Source organism: Aquimarina longa SW024, from assembly GCF_001401755.1.
Taxonomy (GTDB): Bacteria; Bacteroidota; Bacteroidia; order Flavobacteriales; family Flavobacteriaceae; genus Aquimarina; species Aquimarina longa.
The window spans coordinates 14,912-40,053 of the sequence record NZ_AVQK01000024.1 but is presented as its reverse complement, the minus strand read 5'-3'; the positions used below and the strand labels follow the sequence as shown (position 1 = coordinate 40,053).

Below are 25,142 nucleotides of genomic sequence, written 5' to 3'. Positions count from 1 at the left end.
TAATATACAGAACAAAACTACAATCAATAATCCCAAATGAATTAGCCAAAATGGTTATTCATTTGAGGTTATCTGATATACTATAAAATGGATTAACGCTACTATAAACTTAGTTTGATTTACTATTTTTACAAAAATGTTTTTATATGCGTTACCCCCTTTTCTTTTCTATAATATTATTTCTAAGTATTTCTTGTAAAAAGACGACAAAGGATATAAATCCACCTACAACAACAGTCAGTATGACTCCTCAAGAGATTGAGTATGCATCTGGTTTCACTATTAAAAATCATAAAGAAGGCTATAAAGAAATTAAGGTTACTACTCCATGGCCCGATACGAAAGAAGAATTTACTTATATAATATACCCTAAAGGAACAAAGAAACCTTTGGAATTCCCCAAAGCAGTATTTATTGAAATACCAATAGAAAGAGTTGTTGTGACGTCTACCACAGATATTCCTATGCTAGAATACATGAATTTAGAAAAAAAATTAGTTGGGTTCCCACATACAAATTATATTTCTTCAAAAAAGACGCGTACTTTGATAGAGAATGGTACGATTAAGGAATTAGGCAAAGAGTTTAATTTAAATACTGAGGTAGTTCTCGATCTTTCTCCCGAATTGATTATCGGTTTTTCTTCTACAGGTGACACCAAAGCTTATGATCTGATACAGAAAATGGGGATTCCTGTGGTAATGAATGGTTCGTGGATGGAAAAGCATCCATTAGGTAGAGCAGAATGGATAAAATTTATTGCTGCATTCTTTGGTAAAGAGACAGAGGCTTCTGAAATTTTTAAGAAAATTAAACAAGAGTATAAGAAGGCTTCTGCTTTAGCAAAAAACAGAACCTCTTCTCCTACTGTCTTATCTGGTAGCATGTTTAAAGATACATGGTATGTTCCTGGGGGAAATAGTTTTATCGCTCAGTTTTTAAAAGATGCTAACACAAAATACTTATGGGCAACTAACAAAAAAACAGGAAGCCTTTCTCTAAATTTTGAAAATGTATTAGAAAAAGCTCAAAATGCAGATTTATGGATAGGATCAGGGAATGCTACTTCATTAAATCAACTCAAAGAAAAAAATCATAGGTATATTTTATTTAATGCTTTTAAAAATAAAGCCGTATATTCTTCAACATTAAAAATAGGTGCTAAAGGAGGCTTACTATATTATGAACTAGGTCCTATGCGACCTGATTTAATTTTAAAAGATATCATAAAAATTGCCCATCCAGAACTATTAACTAATTATGAACCTTATTTTTTTGAAAAACTAAACTAATTGATTCCAGACAAATCATATAAACATATTTTTATTGGGATCACCCTAATATTGCTTATTTGTTTTATTATAAATATCAGTCTAGGGTCAGTATACATTCCGTGGATCGATACATTGAGTAGTTTAATAGGTAACACTGTAGAAAAAGAATCATGGAAGCATATTATCATAAACTATAGACTACCAAAAGCTATAACTGCTATTATTGTAGGTAGTGGACTTGGTGTATCTGGGCTATTAATGCAAACACTATTTAAAAACCCTCTCGCAGGACCTTTTGTATTAGGTATAAGCTCTGGAGCAAGCCTTGGGGTAGCTATACTAATTTTAGGAAGTACATTCACTGGAGTAGCAATTTCTTCTTTTCTAGTTTCAAAATGGGGGCTAATTATTGGTGCTAGTTTAGGCAGTATATTAGTACTTTTTATGGTAATGCTTGTCTCTGCTAAAGTAAGAGATACTATGGCAATACTAATCATTGGTCTTATGTTTGGAAGCATTACAACAGCTATTGTAAGTGTGCTCTCCTATTTTGCTCCTGCATTTCAATTACAAAAATATATATTCTGGGGTTTTGGAAGCCTAGGAAATTTATCATGGAATGAAGTATTTTTATTTTTGGGTATTTCTCTATTAGGAATCATACTTGCTGTTTTAGCTATAAAACCTCTTAACACATTACTTTTAGGAGAAAACTATGCCAGAAGTCTTGGATTACATATCAAAAAAAGTCGATTCCTTATTATTATTGCTACGGGCTTATTAGCTGGCAGCAGTACTGCATTTGCTGGACCTATTGCTTTTATTGGATTGGCTGTTCCACATCTAACCAGACAATTGTTTCATACTTCTGATCATAGAACTTTAATTCCTGCAGTAGTACTACTAGGAAGTATTATCATGTTACTATGTGATAGTATTGCACAATTACCTACTAGTGAATATACACTTCCTATTAATGCCATAACATCATTAATTGGTGCACCCGTAGTGATATGGTTATTAATTCGAAAACGAAAAATGATATTTTAATCTCTTCAATTAAGAATACTACGTTCAATCATCTACAGAAATAATAATTGTTAACAGTCTTTGTTATATAAAGTCATTATAGTTTAAAATCTTATCTTTAGGACAAAAATATTTATTAAATGAACTCTCTTGAATATATAGAAGGAATACAAAAACAGTTTAAGTATTATAAATCTTTAGGAGATAAAACAATAGCTCAGCTCCCTGATGACAAACTTTTTTGGCAATATACTGAAGACAGTAACAATATAGCAATTATTGTAAAACATCTCTGGGGAAATATGAAATCTCGATGGACCAATTTCTTAACTACTGATGGAGAAAAAGAATGGCGAAAACGAGATGCCGAGTTTGAAAATGATATTACAACTAAAGAAGAACTCCTTGCCAAATGGAATGATGGTTGGGACTGTCTTTTTGAAGCCTTGGAGAGTATCACTAAAGACAATTTTAATCACCCCATTTATATTCGTAATATCGAACATAGTATTACAGAAGCTATTAATAGACAGTTAGCACATTACTCTTATCATATTGGACAAATCGTATATGTTGGAAAAATGATTTCTGGTAAAGAATGGCAAAGCCTGTCTATTCCTAAAGGAGAATCATCTGCTTATAATAAAAAACGTTTTTCTACTCCAAAACATAAAGCACATTATACAGACAAGCTTATAAAGAGAAATCCTAATTAAAAAGTGAATTATTAAAATAGTCAATAACTCCTTCTGCTTTGTTAATAACTAAGGTTTTCTACATAACAAAATCCACGTAGATTACAATTATATTTGCGTAAAACTGTACCTAATTAATTAAACATATATTAGTCAACGAGCCGTTATAGTACGATTAGAATCAACACTAATATATTACGGTGAACCCTATATCACAACTAAAAAACAATAAAGAAAAACAGATGAAGTTTATAGTATCCAGTTCTTATTTACTTAAGCAATTACAAGTATTAGGAGGGGTAATTAGTAATAGTAATACTTTACCCATTTTAGACAATTTTTTATTCGAACTAGACCATAATACATTGACTGTTTCTGCTTCTGACCTTGAGACAACCATGTCGGCAAAACTAGAAGTTGAATCTTCTGACCAAGGGACTATTGCAGTACCAGCTAAATTATTACTAGAAACCCTTAAAACTTTCCCTGAACAACCTTTAACTTTTGTTGCAGCAGATAACAACACAATAGAAATTAGTTCTAATCATGGTAAATATGCTCTAGCATATGCTAATGGAGAAGAATTTCCTAAAGCTGTAGAATTAGAAGATCCGAGTGCTACTAATATATTAGGTGATGTTCTGGCTACTGCTGTAAGTAAAACTATTTTTGCCACTGGTAATGATGATCTAAGACCTGTAATGAGCGGTGTATTTTTTCAATTCTCTACAGAAAGTTTAACATTTGTAGCAACAGATGCTCATAAACTTGTTAAATATACAAGAGAAGATATCAAAGCCTCTCAATCAGCTGAGTTCATTATGCCTAAAAAGCCATTAAACTTATTAAAAGGGATTTTGGCAGGAAGTGACAGCGAAGTATTAATTGAATATAATGAAGCTAATGCTAAATTTTCTTTTGATGACACCCAATTAATCTGTAGATTAATTGATGGTAAATATCCTAATTATGAAGCCGTAATCCCAAAAGAAAACCCTAATAAATTAACGATAACCCGCACACAATTTTTAAACTCTGTACGTAGGGTTTCTATTTTCTCTAACAAAACAACACATCAAATACGATTAAAGATTGCAGGGGCTGAATTAAACATATCAGCAGAAGATATTGATTATTCTAACAAGGCTGAAGAGCGATTAACATGTGATTACCAAGGTGATGATATGCAAATTGGGTTTAACTCCCGATTCTTAAGTGAAATGTTAGGAAATCTTAATGCTGATGAAGTACAGCTAGAAATGTCATTACCTAATAGAGCAGGGATTCTTACTCCTACTGATGGATTAGATGAAGGGGAACATGTAACTATGCTAGTGATGCCTGTAATGTTAAATAGCTAATTATAACAGAATATATTTTTATTTAAGAATCCAATCATATGTGCATATGGTTGGATTCTTGGTTTAATTAACTTAGATAAATAAACTAAATGTGTACTAATTATTTTTTTGAAAAAATTCTTTTCCTAATTCTACTTAATGACTCTGGTGCCATCCCTAAATAACTTGCTATTTGATGCTGTGGAACTCGATTTAATAATTCTGAACGATTTTTTAACAAATTAATATATCGTTTTTCTGGAGAAGAAATAATAAATGATTCAAAATTTTCTTGGGTTTTACTATAGTTCTGCTCCATCATAGTACGTGTAATTGCTTCTAATTTTGGATATTCCTGATACATTCCTTGCTCTTCTTCATAGTTACTTTCTATCACTATAGAGTCTTCTATACAACATAAATAATGATTAGACGGCAGTTGTTTGGTGTATGTTGTAATAGATATTACTGCTTGTTTTTCTGTAAAAAAAGAAGTTGTTTTTTCTTCTCCATCTATTATAGAATAACGTCTTATACACCCCTTTAAAACAAAATAACATTTATCATCAATCTGTCCTTCTTTAAGCAGAACTGTTCCTTTTTTAAAAGTGCGTACAGTAATAATTTCTGCAATTTCTTTTGCTTCTTCTTCTTTTAATGAAGGAAAACTTAAAAGAAACTCTAATAATTCACTTTTCATATACTATACTAAGTTTATGACAATACTCTCTATTCATTCTTAATCATGCTATAAATTTTTCCTTTCCAAAAGAGTTCTTCTTTAGCATCTAAATTATTTTTAAACTTAAAATCAAAAACTGCCTTTACAATCCCTTCATCAAATAATTTCTTATCAATCACAATTACTCCTTCTTCTAATGGAAAAATATGCTCTCCTAAATCTCGTATACTATTAAAATCAACCCACACTACACAAAAATCATTTGTTATTTCTATATGCAAACTACTATGAGTCGAAACATTATTAGCTGATCTTCCCTTTATCTCCCCTACTGATGACTTTGTAAAACTAATAAAATTAGTTCCAGAATATTCATACATCCTATTCTCTGATTTCAATGAATATGGAATATGAGTCGTATCTATAATTTTATAAAATGCTTCAAGAGAATCTTTATATATTTTTCCATTCTGATCTATCATTAAATCTATCTCTATCGGACATATTCCATCACAACTCAATTGTCCATACTGGTTTTTATACACCCCTTCTTGATAACTCCAACTCTCTTTAAATGAAAAATCTCCTTCCAAATTATTAACCCACTTAATCTTAATTGGTTTTAATTTTTCTATCCTTTCATTTTTTAATGTAAAAGATAAACTTATTAAAATCAGAATAAAAACTGTACAAAACTTTATATTCATTTTAGATTATTACTTTGGTTTAAGAGACATTACATAATCATAACTTTCATTTAAGTATATAGATAGTTGCTCTAAATCTTCAAACATTTTTTCTGGGATTAAAACATATCCTTTCATTACTGCATTATAAGATTTAAATAATGTAGCGTTAAATTCTTCAATATACTTTTTCTGAATTTCTTTAGCAAATCGTATTCCTAATTCTCCATTTTTATTTAGAAGAGAAAACATATATCCATTTGCAGAGGTATATGGCATTGTTTTTCCTTTTCTCTTAAATCTTTTACATTTATTTACTAATTGATCATATAGCTCTAATTTTTCACTCCACGTAGCTTTATCTTTCCCGTCCATTTTATTTGTTTTTTTTTTAGTTTATTATAAACTACAACTATTCATTTAATATGTATTGAGCTATACGACAGAACATTCAGTTGGTTAAAAAACAATTAATATCATGATAAAAATACATAAAAAGAGTTTAGCATTTCTTTAAATATTCAATATAAAACAACAATACCAATTCTATCATATTTTTATAATAGAATTGGTATTGTCTTTTTGACTCATTAAATAATACACTAATTAGTCTATTGTAGCTCTATTATTGCTCTTTCAATAACTTCATCTTTTGTGGTATCTTCTAAATTTAATTTTACAGGAATATCAGGATCTACTCCATCGTCTAGATGTCTTCCTTGTGCATCAATAAATTCACTAACTGATAAACTCCAATACCATCCATTTGCTAAATAACCATCTATGACTGATCCACTACCTCCTCCCGTCTTTTGCCCTACAGTTTTTATTCTTTTGTTAGGAACTAATGAATATAAAAAAGTCGTAGAAGCACTATATACATATCTATCTGTTAAAACCATCACTGGTTTTAAATAATTATTTTTACTACCAGATGGTTTTAATGTAACCTCACTATTAGAAAAATCGTTTGGACCTGGTCCTATTTTAAATCTTTCATACCCAGTATATATCGGTTTATCTATAAAATATGATGCAAATTTTGTTGCTAGAGCCGGATCTCCTCCAGAATTAAGTCGCATATCAAAAATAAGACCTTTAGTATTTTTTAAATCTTTGAATATTCGTTCTATTTCATCATCAGAAATCGCTACAGCCCAAGAAGGGATTCTTAAATACCCAATCTTATTGTTTGATGGAATAGTACCCCAAATTGCTCTACCTCTTATTAAATTTCTTCCCAATACTTTTATCCCTGGGTTAATTTCTTTACCAATATAATGAGGCAATAAAATATTAACAATATCTATACTCTTAGGATATCCTTCCATAGGAGAAAACCCAGTATACATACTATTCTTATCTGACTTATCTTCTATTATAATAGAATGTCCATCTCGTAAACTTTCAGTAATCGTTCCTAGTGTTTTAAAAAGTTCTTGTTTACTGGTCGATTCATTAATTTTTTTTCTGAGAGCATTTGTCAAAGCATTTATATCTACATTTTTATATGCTAGCATCCCATACTTTTCTTTTACTAAAGTTGAATATTCATCAAATATCGCTAAGGCATTTGTTTCTGGATTTGGTTCCATTAGTGTTTTTTCGCAAGAACAAAATAACACCAAGAACACTAATATACTTATTTTCAATTGTTTCATTATACCTTTTTTTTTCTTGTTATTCACCTTTCTTTGTTTTTACACGGTAATACAGGTTATATCTCAGAGAGATGGAATGAATCCCATAAGTAACAGGATAATTTTTAACTTCTGAAAATTTTCTAAAATGCCATTTATAAGCAATAGAAAATCTTTTAAGAAATTGATAGCGAATACTTGTTCGAATTTCTAAATGTTTAGGAATGGTTTGTAGTTTATGATACCTAGAAGACATAAGATTATTTAATGCTTCATTTTGGTAATTAAATTCTCCTTCTTCTAATAAATCTTGCGGTGCTGAATAACTAAATCCTGTTCCTTCTGTAAAATAAGATGCTAACCCTATATCCAATCCAATACGAATCTTTTTATAATCATAAATACTCGAAAGCCATACACTCCCTCCATTAATAATATAAATATTACCATTATCTAAACCTTTAAATCTTTTTTTATACACATTCAAAGCATCCCAAGTCAATCCAACAAAGAAGTTTTCTTTGATACCATATAAATATTTAGCTTGTAACTTAGCATTAGTAGTTTTTACTATTGTAGCATTATGAGTAGAAGGTTTTTCTTTTGATTGCACTAATTCTAAATTAATCCCGTACAATGATTTTAGAGTTTCTCTTTGGTATCCCAGTTCAATTATTCTTCCTAATCCATTATATCTTACATCAGAATATTTAGTGTCTTGAAAAGTAGTTAAACTACCGCCTACACCTGCAAAAAAATATTTCGTTTTTTGTGCGCAGAGTTTTGACATACTCGTTATAATAATAACTAAAATAAAATAGTTCTTCTTCATATTTTTATTGAAATCTTAATTTATAAAATATTGTCTTTTTATACCTAAAAACGAAGTACAGATCAAAAAAAGATACTCTTCATATAAACCTAGTGCTTAGTTCATAAAATGATTCGATAATACAACAGTTATAGTTAAGAATTCCCTATTTTTTTTCTTGTTATAGACTGATCATATTCTTAACTCTACTTAGTATATCTCAGAGATTACTAATTTTATCACCTACCTCATAAATAAGACAAACAATAGAGTTTACCTCTGACTATCAATAGGTAAAGAGTAAAATTTTGGTTAAAAATTATCAGTAAATTTTATCTAAAAAACAGACTATTATTAAAAAATAAATAGATTTAAAGTCGTACAACTTTAACATTTTATAATTTCTAAATATGATAAGAAGTAAGCGTAAGAAATGAATTTAGGGTCAACATTAAATGTTGTGTTCAAGCAAATATTCTAGTTAGCCTAAAAAAGATTTAATAATATTCCTACAAGGGGCTAACCGAGGCTAAACGTTTAACAATCATTATCCAAATTTTAATGACAGAACCTCATCAGAAGACCTCAGAGACCTTCTGATGGGTCTTTTAGACGAAGTGTTTAGCTAGTGAACTTAAAAATTTAAGGTAAAGAGTTAAATGTTTAACTCTTTACCTTAAATTTTTAACCTCTAAGGCTAAATTTTTAACCAATACTATTAAAAATTGTACTCTTAGAGTTAAATGGAACATCTTTTTGATCCTTCTGAACATCTTTTGGACTAAACACTACCATTATAAAAAATCAAAAAAAACCTTTCTCGATAAAGAAAAAGGTTTTTTTTCGTTCGCTAAATACTGTTATAAATCATTATTATTTCGTAAGAAAAGTACTTGTTATTCTTTCTCCATTTTGTGTAACAACAACTAATATATATATAGTACTTTGATCCAAGAACAGATCTCCTAGATTAATAATATTATTCTTTATCACACCTTGCTCAACTTCTTCTGCTGTTCGAGCATCAATAATAGTAAAAGAACTATTGGTTAAGCTCTTTCCTTTTATATTAATATACTCAAACGTAGAAACAGGGTTAGGAAAAATAACCAATTTCTTTTGCTTCGTGTCTTCAGGGTCAGCATCCTTTATTTCGAGTAGATAATCCTCTACCTCTCCTTGATCGAATGCTGAACAAGGAGTGTTTTTAGTAGTATCATTTACACCAAACATATATTTTATTCTCATTCGCATCGGTTTGTTTTTAACTAACTCTTCTGGTATAGAAAAATTCTTAAAAAATTGAGGGTTTTCAGATCCAGCAAATGAATTTTCTTCATCCTCTAAATACCATAAATCTGCATCAACTATCAATTCTCCTTCATCAAAAATAGTATCTCTGTTAAAATCAATCCATACAAAAATATTAGGAGATTCATAATTTTTAAGGTCTTCTTCAGAAAGAGCATCATTAGTAGTGATCTCTATTCTATGTGAACCAGGTTTTAAAGAAATGGTTTTATTGGTGAAATCGCTATAACCATTACTATCATTAGAAGTATTTTCAAAATCACCTATTTTTATGTTACTAATTTTATGTTTTTCACTTACAGGAATATCAATATTACAATGTATATCATCTAACTTATTCGATTCAAAAACAATTCTTGCTTTTTCAGACAAATTACCTGCTAAATCATGTGCTGCAACACTAAACACTAAATCTCCATTAGTTAAAACATATGGAGGAATAATAAAACTACTAACCTTACTTTGCCCAATAAGTTTTTTTCCTAAATAAATACTATATCCAGTAACTCCTACATTATCAGAACTACTATTCCATTTTAAGAATACCGGACCTTTTCTCGTATTTCTAGAAAGATTTCTTGGTTTACTAGGGCTTTGACTATCTATTGGCTTTCCTATATTCGTTTTTTTAGAGTGAGATTCCCCATATCCAATAGCAAAAAAAGCATTAGTCATAGCAATCACCTCTGCAGAATCTTCACCAAACATTTCGATTGCTGATTTTAGAACCTGTGGACGAAAATTTTCTCTTATTCCGATTTTAGAAAAACTATCTTTATCCATTATTAATTTTAAAAACAATTTTTCTAAGGGTGCAAAACCTATACCATTAACCTCATACTGTTTTCCATTACGATTTACCCCTTTTTCTCCCATTGTACTGATGTACAACCATTTTCCTAATTCATGAACCCCTTTATAATTAGGGCCACTAAAATTTACATCTACACTAAAAGGCTCTTTAGGATTTCTAATCACTCGTGCTTCATCTCCTATAAGCCAAAGACGACTATAGGGTTTGTATCGATGTTCTGCAAAAATCCCAAAAAAATCACAAAATGTTTCTGCAACAGGACCCGTTCCTATTGATTCACCAAAATTATCTATCAAAATACCATGAACTAATTCGTGAGTAACAATATCTAAAGTGGATGAATTAGGGTTGGCTGCCTCAATAGTTCTAGTTTTTGAAATATAATTTCCTTCTCCTGTTGTTATTGTTAATTTTTCACCATTGAATGGGGTAAAACCAAGTTTTTCTTCAAAATAATCATAAGCTTTCTGCACTGCCCAATATGCCTCATATATAGCATTTTTTTTATCTAAAACTTCTCTTATTTCAGTACCCCATTTGTTATTCTTATTTCTTATTTCTTTGCCATTTATTAAAACTACAATATTACGTTCTGTATCTCTTAAAATATATTCTCCATTCTCAAAAGTGCTAGGAACTTTTAATAAATGAGAAGCACCTAGAATATTTGCAAAAAATTCAGAATATGAGGTATATCTTGTGTGTAAAAAGCTATCTTTTGTTTCTTGAGCTTTTAAAGAAATTAAACTGCTGAAGACTAACATGCATAATACTATTATTTTTTTCATTATTGATATATTTAATTTAGTTAATGAAATGGCAAAATAACAACAACGCTAACAAAATATTTTGACCGATTGTATTGAAGGTTTATATAAATGTATAAAAGCTAGTTCTTAGAGTAAGAGTGTACATATCTCTTCGAGAAAACAACTCCCAAAAATTAATTAGATTAAAAAAACATTCAAAAATCAAACAGTAACCTTTAATTTTGAATCTTAATCATCATAAACATAAATCATGAATATTACTCTAGAACAAGCAGAAAAAGTTATTATAGCGGCAAAAGAAAAAGCTATAGCGATTAACACAAAAATGAATATTGCAGTAGTAGATTCAGGAGCTAATCTTGTTGCATTTGCTCGTATGGACCAAGCTTGGCTTGGATCAACAGATATTTCTATTAAAAAAGCAAAAACTGCTCGTTTTTTTGATATGAATACCGGAACTATCGGAGAACTTTCTCAGCCTGGTGGTGCTTTATACAATATAGAACATTCTAATGGAGGGTTAATTACTTTTCCTGGAGGTGTACCTATCAAAAATGAATCAGGAGAAATAATAGGTGCCATAGGAGTTAGTGGAAGTAGTGTAGAAAATGATCATACAGTGGCAGAAACTGGAGCGCTAGCACTATAACAATTACACATTTACAATATCAACAACATGCCTGTTGATATATTACCTTTATTATATCAACAGGTATATTCTGATGCAAAAATTCATAAAAAAAATAGTAAGTTACCTATGGCCATTTACAAAAGAGGTGTCTTCCAAAATTAATGGCACATTAGAAGTTACATGGATGAATGGAAAGAAAGTTCTTGATAGTCAAAACGCGAACTACTCCTATGGATCTTTACAAAAATTACTCACCTACGGACTCACTAAAATAGAGATCCCTACTACAAGTGAAATTTTACTATTAGGGCTTGGTGGGGGGAGCATTATACATAGTCTTAGAAATAAATTTAACCATCAAGGTAAAATAACCGCAATTGAGATTGATGAGGTTGTGATTAAAATTGCTAAAGATGAATTTAATATTACTCATAATCATAATCTAGAAATCAACTGTGAAGATGCATTCTCTTATATCGGACAGTGTAAAAAACAATTTGAAATCATAATTATAGATATCTTTATAGACAACCAAGTTCCTAAACAGTTTTATCAAAATACTTTTTGGAAAAATTTGATTCCTCTGGTAAAAGTAGATGGGTACGTAGTATTTAATGCAGGAATAAATGTAATAGAAAATTCGGCTATTAAACACCTAAAATCACTAGTGAAACCAGATATTGATTTTATACAATATAATCAAGTTCAGGGTACCAATACTTTATTGATTGGAAAAAAATACAGCAATATTCTACCTAACGATACTGTAGAATCTCTATCTTTTTAAAATAACAAGACCTATATGTTTTTACTAAAAAAACTTATTCTATTATTTTGTATTCAAAACTCTTATTCCTTCATAAACCACTATACTAACAGCATTGGCTAGATTTAAGCTTCTAATATGCTCACTATAAATTGGTATTTTATATAATCTATCTGAATTTTTATCAATAATACTCTTAGGTAAACCTACAGATTCTTTTCCAAAAACAAGAAACATATCATCTTTATAATCAATAGAACAGTATTCTTTCTTTCCATGACTAGAAAGATATACTATATTCTTATCTGTATGTGTAGAAAAAAAATCTTCTATACTCTCGTATATATGTAAAGAAATATTTTTCCAATAATCTAATCCTGCTCTCTTTAATCTAGAGTCATTGATCTCAAATCCGAATGGTTTTACTAAATGTAATGTAGAACCTGAAGCTAAACTAAGTCGTCCTATATTCCCTGTATTAGTAGGGATTTCTGGTTCTATTAATACAATATTATATCCCATATATAACCTATTTTTTTATTGTATAATCAAACAATCAAAGATACCATGATAATTTTATATTTCTTCTCTATACTTATAAAATTAATATATTATGAAATGAGGTGATCTAAGAGATATTATTTTTCATTATTCTTTAAACCAATAAAAGAGCTACTAATATAAAATTAGTGGCTCTTTTTCGTAACAAAAATGAGTAAGAGTATTTATACAAAATAAATATAATATAAACCTTACTAGTATTATTTTTATACTCTTGGTAAATCTCCGTCTCCTTTAAGCGGCAAATTAGAAGTACCCATTAGAAAAGTATCTACATGGTATGCTGCTTGTCTTCCTTCAGCAATAGCCCATACAATCAGTGATTGCCCTCTACGAGTGTCTCCTGCTGCAAAAACTCCTTTTACAGTAGTTGTATAGTCTTTTTCTGTAGCTTTAACATTAGTTCTTGCATCCATATCAATACCTAATTGCTCTGCTATTGTAGGTTCTGATCCTGTAAACCCTAGTGCTAATAGTGCTAACTCACATTTCCATTCTTTCTCTGTATTAGGAACTTCTTTTAATGTAAACCGTCCATTTACTTTTACCCATTCTACTTGTGTAGTAATTACTCCTCTTAAGTTTCCATTTTCATCTCCTAAAAACTCTTTGGTAGAAATACTCCAATTACGCTCTACTCCTTCTTGATGCGAGGAACTGGTACGTAAACGCATAGGCCAAAATGGCCAGGGTTGGTTTGTTGGACGTTCTATGGTTCCTTTACCCATAATCTCAAAATTAATTACAGAAGTAGCTCCATGACGTACCGAAGTACCAATACAATCTGACCCAGTATCTCCTCCTCCTATAACAATGACATCTTTATTAGTCGCTAAAATTTCTTCTCCTAAATCTTTAATCCCATCTACTCTACGATTATTCTGAGGCAAAAAGTCCATTGCTTGGACTACTCCTTTTAGATTTGATCCTTTTACTGGTAAATTACGGCGAACTGTAGCTCCTGTACATAATACAACTGCATCAAAATCTAGCTTTAATTGATCTGCTTTAATATCTTTACCAATATGAGTATTAACTTTAAAAATAATACCTTCTTCTTCTAAAACAGTAACACGACGATCAATTATATGCTTTTCCATTTTAAAATCAGGAATACCATAACGTAATAATCCTCCTACTTTTTCATCTCTTTCAAAAACTGTAACCAAGTGTCCTGCACGATTTAATTGCTGAGCTGTAGCTAAACCTGCTGGTCCTGATCCTATTACTGCTACTGTCTTACCTGTTCTCTCTTTTGGTGGGTTAGCTTTAATCCAACCATTTTTAAAAGCTTGTTCGACAATATTTTTTTCTATATTCTCTATTGTTACAGGATTTTCATTTATTCCTAATACACAAGCTTCTTCGCATGGTGCTGGACATAATCGTCCAGTAAACTCAGGAAAATTATTAGTAGAGTGCAGGATACGTGCTGCTTTTTCCCATTTACTACGATACACAGCATCATTAAAATCAGGGATTAGGTTACCTAGTGGGCATCCACTATGACAAAATGGTATACCACAATCCATGCATCGTGCTCCTTGGTTTTTAAGTTTTTTTTCAGGCATCTCTACCGTGAACTCTTTATATCCTTTTATACGATCTTTTACAGGTCTGTACTGCTCTATTTCTCTTTCAAATTCTAAAAATCCGGTTATCTTTCCCATGTCCAATATCGTTTTATGCTTGTGCTAATTTTTTTTCTTCTTCTAATCTTTTTAAAGCTTGCTTATATTCTTCTGGAAAGATTTTTATAAATTTAGATAACTCACTATCCCAGTTTTCCAGAATTCTTTGTGCCAAAGGACTTAAAGTAGTATTATAATGATTCTCGATTAATAGTTTTAGCTCAGCAATATCCTTTTGTTCCTTAACAGGATCCAGATTAAGAGCTTCTTCATTACAGTTTTCTCTAAATGTATTTTTATCATCATAGATATAGGCAATACCTCCAGACATTCCTGCTCCAAAATTTCTACCAACTTCTCCTAGTATTACTGCAATACCTCCTGTCATATACTCACAGCCATGGTCTCCTATTCCTTCTACCACTGCCTTTGCACCTGAGTTACGTACACAGAATCGCTCTCCTGCTTTACCATTAATATATACTTCTCCTGCTGTAGCACCATACAATGTTACATTACCGGTAATCACATTTTTTTCAGGAACAAGTGTTGCTTCTTCAGGGACTTTTATAATCAATTTTGCTCCCGAAAGCCCTTTACCAAGATAATCATTAGTATTACCATTAACTACCATTGTTAACCCTCGTGTTGCAAAGGCACCAAAACTTTGCCCTGCTGCTCCTGTAAAATTAAGTTTCAATGTATTATCGGGCAATCCTTGAGCTCCATATATTTTAGAAATTTCATTACTTAGGATTGCTCCTACTGCTCTATCGGTATTACAGATATCAAAATCTAAAGTTGTTTTTTCTTTACGAAACAATGCTGGATGTGCTTGTTCTATAATTTCAAAATCTATTGACTTCTCTAAACCGTGATCTTGTATTGCTGTATTGTATATAGTACCACCTTGTGGTGTTTCTACCTTATGCAAAATTGGAGTAAGATCTATTCCTACAGCCTTATAATGGTCAATTGCTTTTTTATGATCTAATTTACTTACCTGCCCTATCATTTCGTTTATAGTACGGAAGCCTAATTGTGCCATGATCTCTCGTAGTTCTTGAGCTACGAAATACATATAGTTAACTACATGCTCTGGCTTACCTTTAAATTTTTTACGTAATTCGGGATTTTGAGTAGCAATACCTACAGGGCAAGTATTTAAATGACATACACGCATCATAATACATCCTGATGCTACAAGAGGAGCTGTTGCAAAGCCAAATTCTTCTGCTCCAAGTAAACATGCAATTGCTACATCCCGTCCTGTTTTTAATTGTCCGTCACATTCTAATACAATACGACTACGCAGATTATTACCTACTAGTGTTTGCTGCGCTTCTGCAACACCTAACTCCCAAGGTAATCCTGCATGTTTTAATGATGTCAGTGGTGAGGCTCCTGTTCCTCCATCAAATCCAGAAATCAAGACAACATCCGCTTTGGCTTTAGCAACTCCAGATGCTATTGTTCCTACGCCTACTTCTGATACCAATTTTACATTTATTCTTGCTTCTCGATTAGCAGATTTTAAATCATAGATCAACTGTGATAAATCCTCTATAGAATAAATATCATGATGTGGTGGTGGTGAAATTAATCCTACATATGGTGTAGAGTTACGAGTTTTAGCAATCTCTGGATTTACCTTTGGTCCTGGCAACTGTCCTCCCTCCCCTGGTTTAGCTCCCTGTGCCATTTTAATCTGAATCTCAGAAGCGTTTGTTAAATAGTTTGAGGATACTCCGAATCGACCAGAAGCGACTTGTTTTATAGCACTATTTTTCCAATCTCCATTAACATCTTTATAAAAACGAAGTGGATTCTCTCCTCCTTCTCCCGAGTTACTTTTTCCTCCAATACGATTCATTGCAATAGCCAAATTTTCATGGGCTTCCTTACTAATAGAACCATATGACATTGCTCCAGTTTTAAAACGTTTTACAATCTCTGTCCAAGGTTCTACTTCTTCTATAGCAATAGGATCATAATTAGAAAACTCCAGTAACCCACGAATGGTCATTAATGCTTTTGATTGTTCATTAATAAGCTCTGCATATTCTTTATACGTTTTAGGATCATTATCACGTACTGATTTCTGTAATTTAGCAACAGATAATGGATTAAACTGATGCTTCTCTCCATTACGTCTCCATCGATATTGCCCTCCAACTTCTAAGTCTAAGTTGGCTGCGACTTCTTGCTCTACATATGCTTTTATATGTCGTTTAGATATTTCTTTTTCGATTTCATATAATCCAATACCTTCTATACGTGTCGCTGTATTTGGGAAATAGTGATCTACTACTTTGGTATTAATACCAATACATTCGAATAACTGAGAACTTCTATATGAATTCAATGTAGAAATTCCGATTTTATTCATCACTTTCAATACTCCCTTACCAACAGCTTTATTATAATTATATATTGCATCTTCAAAAGCTAACCCAGAAATATTGTTTTCTTCAATCTCTTCTCTTATAATCTCATTTACCATGTATGGATTGATAGCACTTGCACCATATCCAAACAGTAATGCAAAGTGATGTACTTCTCTTGGTTCTGCGGATTCAATAATAATACTTACTTTAGATCGTTTTCCTAATTTTTGCAAACCACTATTTACAAAAGAACATGCTAATAAAGCTGGTATAGGTGCTCTATGTTTACTTACATTTCTGTCAGAAAGGATGACTACATTAATTCCTTCATCAATAATATTTGATACGCTTTTCAACAAAAACTCTAGTGCATCTTCTAAGCCATTTAAACCTTTATTAATGTTATACAACATTGGTATAGAAGCTACTTTAAAACCTTTATCTGTATATGTTTTTATTTTATCAAGATCTTCCTTAGATATTACAGGATTCTGTATTTTTAATTTGTTACAGTGCTTTTCATTAATATCAAATATATTGTGATCCTCTCCTAATGTTAAACTAATATCTGTAATTAACTCTTCACGAATTCCGTCTAATGGTGGATTAGTTACCTGAGCAAATAATTGTTTAAAATAATTATAAATCAATTGTGGACGTTCTGAAAGCACTGCTATTGGAGTATCAGATCCCATAGAACCAATAGGTTCTTTTCCTAATTGTCCCATTGGAGCAATAATTGTATCTATATCTTCTTGTGTATAACCAAATATCGCCTTGCGTTTTGAAACGGTTTCTTCTCCTAAAAACAATGGACAATCATTATATGGAATATCTTTTAAATGAACCAGATTATCATTCAACCACTCCCTATAAGGATGTTTTGAAGCTATTTTTTGTTTAATTTCTTCATCATTAATAATTCTTCCTTCACTCATATCAACCAAAAACATTTTACCTGGTTCTAATCTACCATGATAATCTATATTAGTTGGCTCTAGATCTACCACGCCTGTTTCTGAAGACATGATTACATATCCATCTTTGGTAACACTATAACGAGAAGGTCTAAGACCATTTCTATCTAATACTGCTCCGATATAATTGCCATCAGTAAAAGGAATTGATGCAGGACCATCCCAAGGCTCCATTGTACAAGAATTATACTCATAAAAAGCTTTTTTAGCTTCAGACATATGTGGGTTTTTTTCCCATGCCTCAGGCACCATCATCATCATTACTTCAGGAAGGGATCTTCCTGTCATTAATAGTAATTCTACTACCATATCCATAGATGCAGAATCTGATTTCCCTTTTAATACTACGGGCAGTATTTTTTTGATATCTTCTCCAAACCAATCACTCTCTAATAACTCTTCTCTAGATCGCATTCTGGTAACATTACCTCTTAATGTATTAATCTCTCCATTATGACACATATATCTAAAAGGCTGAGCGAGGTCCCAAGTAGGAAATGTATTGGTAGAAAAACGTTGATGCACCAATGCTAATCGTGTTACTACTTTTGGATCCATAAGATCAGTGTAATACAATTTAATATCTTCTGGCATTAAAAGCCCTTTAAATATTAACGTTTTGGTTGACAAACTTGGTAAGTAGAAAAATTTGCTTTCAGATAATTTAGATCCATATATTGTATGTTCTGTAATCTTTCTTGCTGTAAATAGTTTTAGATTAAAATCAAAATAGCTTTGCTCTTTATCTCCTTTGCCTATAAATATTTGTTTAATAAAAGGTTCTGTTGTTGCAGCAATTTCTCCAAGATGAACATGATCAACAGGAACATCTCTCCATCCCAATAAAACAAGCCCCTGATCAGTAACATTTTTTTCAAAGGTATCTATACAAAACTTCCTTTGATTTTCTTTCTTTGGTAAAAACACATTACTTACAGCATATTCTCCTGCCAATGGTAATTCAAAATCACAATGTTCGACAAAAAAATCATGAGGAATATCAATAAGAATTCCTGCTCCATCCCCTGTTTTTCCATCAGCACTTACTGCTCCTCGATGTTCTAATTTTTCTAGAATCTCTAAAGCTTTATGAATAATATCATTTGATTTTTTTCCTTCCAAACTACATATAAATCCGGCACCACATGCGTCATGCTCAAATTCCGGTAGATACAGTCCTTGTTTCTTCATATTACTTTTGGCTTAAATGTTTTTCTGAATGATGAAATTAACAAATCATTAAGGAATGAAAAAACAAAAAGAATTATTCAGCATAACTTTTCTGAGCTATGTAAAAAAAGATGGCGCTGAATAAAATAATCACAAAATAAAGGCATCTAATTATGAATTTGACAATCCATTTTTTAAGAAAAACATCAAAAAATTACGAATTAGAGTAAAAATATAGGTAGTTGATTTTTCAGCACATTTTAACGAAAACGTTTTCGTTAAAATGTGCTGAAAAATCAATATCAAATAATCATTTTATTCCAATAAAAAAATTATACCCTAAAATTTATAGGGTTAAAAATTAAAAAATGATAAAAAATATCAAAACAACCACTAAAAAAACAATGTATATATTAAATTTTATACTTTTATATAAATATTAACACTTATTCTTTATGAAAAAAATAGAAGCAATCATCAGAAGGTCAAAATATCGTGTTGTAAAAGAAGCGTTACATAACAAAGGTATCATGTTTTTCTCATACTGGGATGTAACCGGAGTGGGACATGAAAAAAAAGGAAGTATATATAGAGGTATTTCTTATAGCACCTCTGACATCCAAAGAAGATATTTATCTATCGTAGTAAATGATAATTTTGAAGAAGCTGCAATATCTGCAATTTTGGAAGCTGCAAAAACTGGAGAGGTAGGTGATGGGAAAATTTTTGTTTCTGATATCAAAGAAGCATATAGGATTCGTACCGGAAAAAAAGGAGGAGAAACATTAAACTAGTTTTTCATAACAATTACAAGAATCACTTAAGTAACAACAAAAATAAATTTAACATCAATTAGATAATGGAGCTTTTTACTATAAATAATGCATGGATGATGATATGTACTGCGTTAGTATTTTTCATGCACTTAGGATTTTCTTTTTTAGAAATAGGATTAACTCGTCAAAAAAATACAATCAATATATTATTTAAAAATGTATTTATCATCTGTATAGGGTTATTATTATATTATATAGGTGGTTTTAATCTTATGTATCCTGGCTTTGAGGATGGAGATTTTGGTTTTTTAAAATTCGCAGGATTTGGTATTACTGCTCCAGAAAATGGAATGATTCCTCAATATGCCGATGGAGGATATACATGGTGGACAGATTTCTTATTTCAGGGAATGTTTGCTGCTACCGCCGCTACTATTGTATCCGGTGCTGTTGCAGAACGCATTAAATTAGAATCTTTTATGATATTTGCAATACTATACATAGGACTAATATATCCTATTGTAGGTTCTTGGCAATGGGGAAAAGGGTTTTTATCAACTTTAAAAATTGGTGATGCTAATGGTTTTTATGACTTTGCAGGCTCAACTCTTGTACATTCTGTAGGTGGATGGGCTGCTTTAGTGGCAATTATTATATTAGGTGCTAGAATTGGAAAATTCAACACCACAGGAAAAACTCAAGCAATCCCTGGACACAATATACCTCTGGCAGCAGCAGGTGTACTTATTCTCTGGTTAGGGTGGTTTGGGTTTAACGGAGGTTCTGTACTTTCTGCTAATCCTGCTTTAACCTCATTAGTATTAGTTACCACATGTCTTGCAGCAGCAGCAGGTGGAGTTGGAGCATTCATTCTTTCTACAATTTTATATAAGAACTACGATCTTACAATGTTTCTGAACGGTATTTTAGGAGGATTAGTAGGAATAACAGCTGGGGCCGATTTAATGTCTCCTAATGAGGCAGTAATCATTGGCTTACTTGCAGGTATAGCTATCGTACTAGGGATAGCATTAGTTGACAGGCTAAAATTAGATGATCCTGTAGGAGCTATTGCAGTTCATTTAATTTGTGGTATATGGGGAACATTAGCTGTAGGTATTTTTGGAGACAAAGCTGGAATTGATCAATTTATCGTACAAGGAATTACAGTATTAATTGTAGGATCTTTTTGTTCAGCAACAGCTTTTATAATCATATTCACTCTCAAAAAAACCATAGGAATCAGAGTTTCTGAACAAGAAGAGATTGATGGATTAGATAATCATGAACATGGGATGGATGCATATCCTGATTTTAGACTTAACCAACATTAAATCCATATCATAATTTAAAGCTTTGCTAACAAAATTTTAAATATCACAAACCATAACAGACTTATTCATAGTATTATTACCAAGAAAACCAAACCACTATGAATTTTGAAATCTATAGTTTTAAATAAAAGAATTCCATTCTTTTTCTAATACAAGATTGTCACTCCTGCGTAGGCAGAAATGCATTCTTATAACTAGTATTATGGATTCCGCATCAAGTGCGGAATGACAAACCTGTAGAAATGTGTCTAGAAACTAAAGTAACTGCAATAAAATCGTAAGATCTTAACCTTTAATTAGATAGTATCGCTTTATCATTAATTATAAGGCATTAATTTTAAAACAAAAAGGTGTTTGATTTCTCAAACACCTTTTTGTTTTATATCTTAATAAAATCTATAACGATTATTTATTCAATAACCGCAATAAGGTAAAAATAACTTGATAATATACTAGTGTTACTTTATATAATATTATATAGTATACATTTTATCACGTAATTCTTTTATTTTTGAATCACTCATATATTCATCAAATGTAGTATACCTATCAATAACCCCATTAGGGGTTAGTTCAATCACTCTATTACCTACAGTTTGAGCAAATTCATGATCATGAGTCGTAATTAAGACTGTACCTTTAAACTTTTTAAGAGAATTATTAAATGCTGTAATAGACTCTAAATCAAGGTGGTTTGTAGGCTCATCCAACATCAATACATTAGCTCTTGTCATCATCATTTTTGATAATATACAACGTACTTTTTCTCCTCCTGATAATACATTTGATTTCTTTAATGCTTCTTCTCCACTAAAAATCATTTTTCCTAAGAAACCTCGAATAAATACTTCTTCTCTTTCCTCTTCTGTAGTTGCCCATTGGCGCAACCAATCTACTAAAGTAAGGTCATTTTGAAAATACTCACTATTATCTGCTGGTAAATAGGATTGAGTTGTAGTAATTCCCCAATCAAACTTACCAGAATCTACCTCATATTTATTATTCAATGCTTGATAAAATGCGGTTGTAGCTCTAGAATCTTTAGAAAAAACCACAACCTTATCTCCTTTAGCTAAATTAATATCTATATTTTTAAAAAGTACATCCCCATCTTGGCTTGCAGATAATCCCTCTACATTTAAAATTTGATCGCCGGCTTCTCTATCTCTTTCAAAAATGATAGCAGGATAACGCCTACTTGATGGCTTAATATCTTCAATATTAAGCTTTTCTATCATTTTCTTACGAGAAGTAGCTTGCTTTGATTTTGCGACATTAGCACTAAATCGTGCAATAAACTCTTGTAATTCTTTTTTCTTTTCTTCAGCTTTTTTGTTTTGTTGAGCCCTTTGTCTTGCTGCTAATTGAGAAGACTCATACCAAAATGTATAGTTACCACTATAATGGTTAATTTTATTAAAATCAATATCAGAAATATGGGTACATACTGCATCCAAAAAGTGACGGTCATGGGATACTACAATAACTGTATTTTCAAAGTTTGCTAAGAAACTCTCTAACCATGAAATGGTTTCATAATCCAAATCATTAGTTGGCTCATCCATTATCAATACATCAGGATTTCCAAACAGACATTGTGCTATTAACACCCTCACTCGCTGTTTAGTATCAAGATCAGCCATCTGAGTATAATGTAAATCTTCTTTAATCCCTAGGTTAGAAAGCATTGCTGCTGCATCACTATCAGCATTCCATCCATTCATTTCTTCAAATTTTACTTGAAGTTCTCCTATCTTATCTGCATTCTCATCTGTATAGTCTGCATAAAGAGCATCTATTTCCTTTTTTATAGTATACAAAGGTTTGTTTCCCATAATAACAGCCTCTAATACTGTATACTCATCATATGCATAATGGTTTTGTTCTAAAACCGACATTCTTTTTCCTGAATCTAAGTGTACATGACCCGAAGTAGGCTCCATAACACCAGAAAGGATTTTAAGGAATGTAGATTTACCAGCACCATTGGCACCAATAATACCATAACAATTACCTTGCGTAAAAGCTGTATTCACTTCATCAAAAAGTATTCGCTTACCAAACTGGACTGAAAGATTAGAAACTGATAACATGAGTATAAAATTGTAAGATTTAGATTTGTCGCAAAAGTAGAGAAATGGATTCATATCTTGAAACAATCTGTAGTTAATTTAAAAACCTATTTATTCTAGAATTTTAGTATTCAGTTTTAAGCTTATTCCTTTAATCTATAATTATTAAGATATTATAAAAGAATAAAAAATCAGTACCGACTATAATGTTAACCTTAAATATATAATTAACGTATTATTAACAATTGTAAAAGACGTTTCCTTTTATTTTTGAACAATAGTCAATAATTTCACAATCCCAAAAATGCAATCCCCTATAATAAAATATTCTATTCTAATTTCTTTTTTGTTATATATACTATGTGGCTGCAACGCTGTTGAAAAAAAGAATAGAGATTACACTTATTTTGGAGGAGAAATTGTAAATCCTAACACAAATTACATTGTTTTATCTAAAGGCTATGATTATAGAGATACCATCTTATTAGATAAAAATAATAGATTTTTACACAGAATTGAAAACTTAGAAGATGGTCTATATTCTTTTAAACACAATCCCGAAAATCAGGTCATACTTCTTGAAAAAGGAGATAGTATCCTTATTCGATTAAATACATTAGAGTTTGATGAATCTTTAGTTTTTACTGGTGATGGTTCTAGAAAAAATAATTTTTTGATTGATATGTTTTTGCAAAATGAAATAGAACGCACAAGGCTAGGACGTGTTGGTTTTAGACTGCCTTCTACTTTTTTTAGAAAAATTCAAGATTCTTTATTAAACTTAAAATTAGCTTCTTTTGAAAAATTGATTCTTAAAAATGATTTGAGTAATCTAGCAAAAAAACTTACTCAAGCTAGTTTTACTTATGATTATTATACAAGGCATGAGTTATATTACAATAGACGTTATGAATTAGAAGGTTTTGACTCTGTCAAGAACTTATCTCCTACCTTTTTTAGTTATCAAAATCATATTAACTTTAATGATGATGAATTAAAAAGACTTTATTCTTATAATAGGTTTTTAAATTATTACTTTACTAATGCTTTATTTTCTAATTATACAAAACAATTACCTAAATATAATGATCCTATAGAAAATACCGCTTATAGATTAAATTTAATAGATAGTATTATAAAGCATCCATATATCAAAAATAATTTACTAAAAAGAGTAACTACCAATTCTTTATTAGAAAGTAAAAATAATCTACAATCAAATACTATTTTAAAACATTATCTAAGTATAAGTTCTAACAAAAGATCTCAAAAAGAATTAAGAAAACTTGCCAGATCTATTTCTAAACTTAGACCAAACAAAACTATACCTAATCAAGATTTAATTACTTCGGATGGCAATATAGTCAAACTTTCTTCTCTATTTAAAAAAGAGCTTACTGCTCTTTATTTTTGGTCTATAGAAAGTAAAGATCATTATGTACGAGCACATCAAAAAGCGACGTACCTTAATAGTGTATATCCTAATATTGATTTTATTGCAATAAATACTGATGATGGATCTCAAACAAAAAATTGGTTAAAAACAATAAAAAGACATCATTATAATCTAGATAATGAATATGAATTTAAATATCCAAAATGCTCTTCAGAAGAACTGGTTATTCATTATAGGAATAAAGTAATTCTTGTCGACAAAAATGGTAAAATTATCAATCCTAACACGGATCTATTTGCTACTGATTTTGAAAAACAATTACTACAATATACTCAACTGGCTAGTTTAGAAAACTAAAAAAGCTACTCATTTAAAAAGTAGCTTTTTAT

19 protein-coding genes are annotated in these 25,142 nt (G+C 30.8%); 9 read left to right on the top strand and 10 right to left on the bottom strand.

Features of this window, described 5'->3' with window-relative positions; translation table 11 throughout:
* Positions 1-146: 146 nt before the first annotated feature.
* From N456_RS05590 to dnaN, 4 genes are all read left to right on the top strand, one after another.
* A complete protein-coding gene (locus N456_RS05590; RefSeq protein WP_082422444.1) occupies positions 147-1,292 on the top strand; it encodes an ABC transporter substrate-binding protein in 1,146 nt (381 codons plus the stop codon).
* On the top strand, positions 1,293-2,324 hold the full coding sequence (locus N456_RS05585; protein WP_062054781.1) for a FecCD family ABC transporter permease: 1,032 nt from the start codon (positions 1,293-1,295) through the stop codon (positions 2,322-2,324).
* Positions 2,325-2,443: 119 nt separating this feature from the next.
* Entirely contained in the window at positions 2,444-3,019 is a 576-nt protein-coding gene (locus tag N456_RS05580) for a DUF1572 family protein (RefSeq protein WP_062054779.1), read from the top strand.
* Between the two features lie 221 nt (positions 3,020-3,240).
* Entirely contained in the window at positions 3,241-4,359 is a 1,119-nt protein-coding gene (dnaN, locus tag N456_RS05575) for a DNA polymerase III subunit beta (protein WP_062054949.1), read from the top strand.
* A gap of 100 nt (positions 4,360-4,459) precedes the next feature.
* On the opposite strand, the gene N456_RS05570 is transcribed toward dnaN, so the two are convergent.
* The 6 genes from N456_RS05570 to N456_RS05545 form a co-directional block, all read right to left on the bottom strand.
* Positions 4,460-5,038, bottom strand: a complete 579-nt coding sequence (locus tag N456_RS05570; RefSeq protein WP_062054777.1) for a Crp/Fnr family transcriptional regulator — start codon at positions 5,036-5,038, stop codon at positions 4,460-4,462.
* A 29-nt stretch (positions 5,039-5,067) separates the two neighbouring features.
* Positions 5,068-5,727, bottom strand: coding sequence for a hypothetical protein (locus N456_RS05565; RefSeq protein ID WP_062054775.1), 660 nt, complete (start codon positions 5,725-5,727; stop codon positions 5,068-5,070).
* A 9-nt stretch (positions 5,728-5,736) separates the two neighbouring features.
* Positions 5,737-6,081: a hypothetical protein gene (locus N456_RS05560; RefSeq protein WP_062054773.1), complete on the bottom strand. Its 345-nt coding sequence runs from the start codon at positions 6,079-6,081 to the stop codon at positions 5,737-5,739.
* 236 nt (positions 6,082-6,317) lie between these two features.
* The gene (locus N456_RS05555; RefSeq protein WP_148639206.1) at positions 6,318-7,367 is read right to left on the bottom strand and encodes a S41 family peptidase; all 1,050 of its coding nucleotides are present in this window, start codon (positions 7,365-7,367) and stop codon (positions 6,318-6,320) included.
* Positions 7,368-7,386: 19 nt separating this feature from the next.
* On the bottom strand, positions 7,387-8,178 hold the full coding sequence (locus N456_RS05550) for a hypothetical protein (RefSeq protein ID WP_148639205.1): 792 nt from the start codon (positions 8,176-8,178) through the stop codon (positions 7,387-7,389).
* An 852-nt stretch (positions 8,179-9,030) separates the two neighbouring features.
* Complete coding sequence (locus N456_RS05545; RefSeq protein WP_062054767.1) at positions 9,031-11,070, bottom strand: GEVED domain-containing protein; 2,040 nt, start codon at positions 11,068-11,070, stop codon at positions 9,031-9,033.
* A gap of 232 nt (positions 11,071-11,302) precedes the next feature.
* Between N456_RS05545 and N456_RS05540 the strand changes: the two genes are divergently transcribed.
* Both N456_RS05540 and N456_RS05535 read left to right on the top strand, forming a co-directional pair.
* Complete coding sequence (locus N456_RS05540; RefSeq protein ID WP_062054765.1) at positions 11,303-11,701, top strand: GlcG/HbpS family heme-binding protein; 399 nt, start codon at positions 11,303-11,305, stop codon at positions 11,699-11,701.
* A 73-nt stretch (positions 11,702-11,774) separates the two neighbouring features.
* On the top strand, positions 11,775-12,470 hold the full coding sequence (locus N456_RS05535; RefSeq protein ID WP_062054763.1) for a spermine/spermidine synthase domain-containing protein: 696 nt from the start codon (positions 11,775-11,777) through the stop codon (positions 12,468-12,470).
* A 42-nt stretch (positions 12,471-12,512) separates the two neighbouring features.
* Here the strand turns inward: N456_RS05535 and N456_RS05530 are convergent, their stop codons facing one another.
* From N456_RS05530 to gltB, 3 genes are all read right to left on the bottom strand, one after another.
* Entirely contained in the window at positions 12,513-12,971 is a 459-nt protein-coding gene (locus N456_RS05530; protein ID WP_062054761.1) for a tRNA (cytidine(34)-2'-O)-methyltransferase, read from the bottom strand.
* A 245-nt stretch (positions 12,972-13,216) separates the two neighbouring features.
* Complete coding sequence (locus N456_RS05525) at positions 13,217-14,680, bottom strand: glutamate synthase subunit beta (RefSeq protein WP_062054759.1); 1,464 nt, start codon at positions 14,678-14,680, stop codon at positions 13,217-13,219.
* A 13-nt stretch (positions 14,681-14,693) separates the two neighbouring features.
* Positions 14,694-19,196: a glutamate synthase large subunit gene (gltB, locus tag N456_RS05520; RefSeq protein ID WP_062054757.1), complete on the bottom strand. Its 4,503-nt coding sequence runs from the start codon at positions 19,194-19,196 to the stop codon at positions 14,694-14,696.
* A gap of 434 nt (positions 19,197-19,630) precedes the next feature.
* Between gltB and N456_RS05515 the strand changes: the two genes are divergently transcribed.
* Both N456_RS05515 and N456_RS05510 read left to right on the top strand, forming a co-directional pair.
* Complete coding sequence (locus tag N456_RS05515) at positions 19,631-19,969, top strand: P-II family nitrogen regulator (RefSeq protein ID WP_062054755.1); 339 nt, start codon at positions 19,631-19,633, stop codon at positions 19,967-19,969.
* A gap of 65 nt (positions 19,970-20,034) precedes the next feature.
* Positions 20,035-21,285 carry an ammonium transporter gene (locus tag N456_RS05510; protein ID WP_062054753.1) on the top strand — a complete coding sequence of 417 codons (1,251 nt, stop codon included), beginning with the start codon at positions 20,035-20,037 and terminating at the stop codon, positions 21,283-21,285.
* 473 nt (positions 21,286-21,758) lie between these two features.
* Here the strand turns inward: N456_RS05510 and N456_RS05505 are convergent, their stop codons facing one another.
* A complete protein-coding gene (locus N456_RS05505) occupies positions 21,759-23,378 on the bottom strand; it encodes an ABC-F family ATP-binding cassette domain-containing protein (protein WP_062054751.1) in 1,620 nt (539 codons plus the stop codon).
* Positions 23,379-23,661: 283 nt separating this feature from the next.
* On the opposite strand from N456_RS05505, the gene N456_RS05500 reads away from it, so the two are divergent.
* Positions 23,662-25,110, top strand: coding sequence for a TlpA family protein disulfide reductase (locus tag N456_RS05500; RefSeq protein WP_062054749.1), 1,449 nt, complete (start codon positions 23,662-23,664; stop codon positions 25,108-25,110).
* Positions 25,111-25,142 lie beyond the last annotated feature (32 nt).

Excerpts from the sequence above, each read along its gene's own strand:
- N456_RS05590 (WP_082422444.1), top strand. The coding sequence starts at position 147 with ATGCGTTACCCCCTTTTCTTTTCTATAATATTATTTCTAAGTATTTCT.
- N456_RS05580 (WP_062054779.1), top strand. The coding sequence starts at position 2,444 with ATGAACTCTCTTGAATATATAGAAGGAATACAAAAACAGTTTAAGTAT.
- dnaN (WP_062054949.1), top strand. The coding sequence starts at position 3,241 with ATGAAGTTTATAGTATCCAGTTCTTATTTACTTAAGCAATTACAAGTA.
- N456_RS05570 (WP_062054777.1), bottom strand. The coding sequence starts at position 5,038 with ATGAAAAGTGAATTATTAGAGTTTCTTTTAAGTTTTCCTTCATTAAAA.
- N456_RS05565 (WP_062054775.1), bottom strand. The coding sequence starts at position 5,727 with ATGAATATAAAGTTTTGTACAGTTTTTATTCTGATTTTAATAAGTTTA.
- N456_RS05560 (WP_062054773.1), bottom strand. The coding sequence starts at position 6,081 with ATGGACGGGAAAGATAAAGCTACGTGGAGTGAAAAATTAGAGCTATAT.
- N456_RS05555 (WP_148639206.1), bottom strand. The coding sequence starts at position 7,367 with ATGAAACAATTGAAAATAAGTATATTAGTGTTCTTGGTGTTATTTTGT.
- N456_RS05550 (WP_148639205.1), bottom strand. The coding sequence starts at position 8,178 with ATGAAGAAGAACTATTTTATTTTAGTTATTATTATAACGAGTATGTCA.
- N456_RS05545 (WP_062054767.1), bottom strand. The coding sequence starts at position 11,070 with ATGAAAAAAATAATAGTATTATGCATGTTAGTCTTCAGCAGTTTAATT.
- N456_RS05540 (WP_062054765.1), top strand. The coding sequence starts at position 11,303 with ATGAATATTACTCTAGAACAAGCAGAAAAAGTTATTATAGCGGCAAAA.
- N456_RS05535 (WP_062054763.1), top strand. The coding sequence starts at position 11,775 with ATGCAAAAATTCATAAAAAAAATAGTAAGTTACCTATGGCCATTTACA.
- N456_RS05530 (WP_062054761.1), bottom strand. The coding sequence starts at position 12,971 with ATGGGATATAATATTGTATTAATAGAACCAGAAATCCCTACTAATACA.
- N456_RS05525 (WP_062054759.1), bottom strand. The coding sequence starts at position 14,680 with ATGGGAAAGATAACCGGATTTTTAGAATTTGAAAGAGAAATAGAGCAG.
- gltB (WP_062054757.1), bottom strand. The coding sequence starts at position 19,196 with ATGAAGAAACAAGGACTGTATCTACCGGAATTTGAGCATGACGCATGT.
- N456_RS05515 (WP_062054755.1), top strand. The coding sequence starts at position 19,631 with ATGAAAAAAATAGAAGCAATCATCAGAAGGTCAAAATATCGTGTTGTA.
- N456_RS05510 (WP_062054753.1), top strand. The coding sequence starts at position 20,035 with ATGGAGCTTTTTACTATAAATAATGCATGGATGATGATATGTACTGCG.
- N456_RS05505 (WP_062054751.1), bottom strand. The coding sequence starts at position 23,378 with ATGTTATCAGTTTCTAATCTTTCAGTCCAGTTTGGTAAGCGAATACTT.
- N456_RS05500 (WP_062054749.1), top strand. The coding sequence starts at position 23,662 with ATGCAATCCCCTATAATAAAATATTCTATTCTAATTTCTTTTTTGTTA.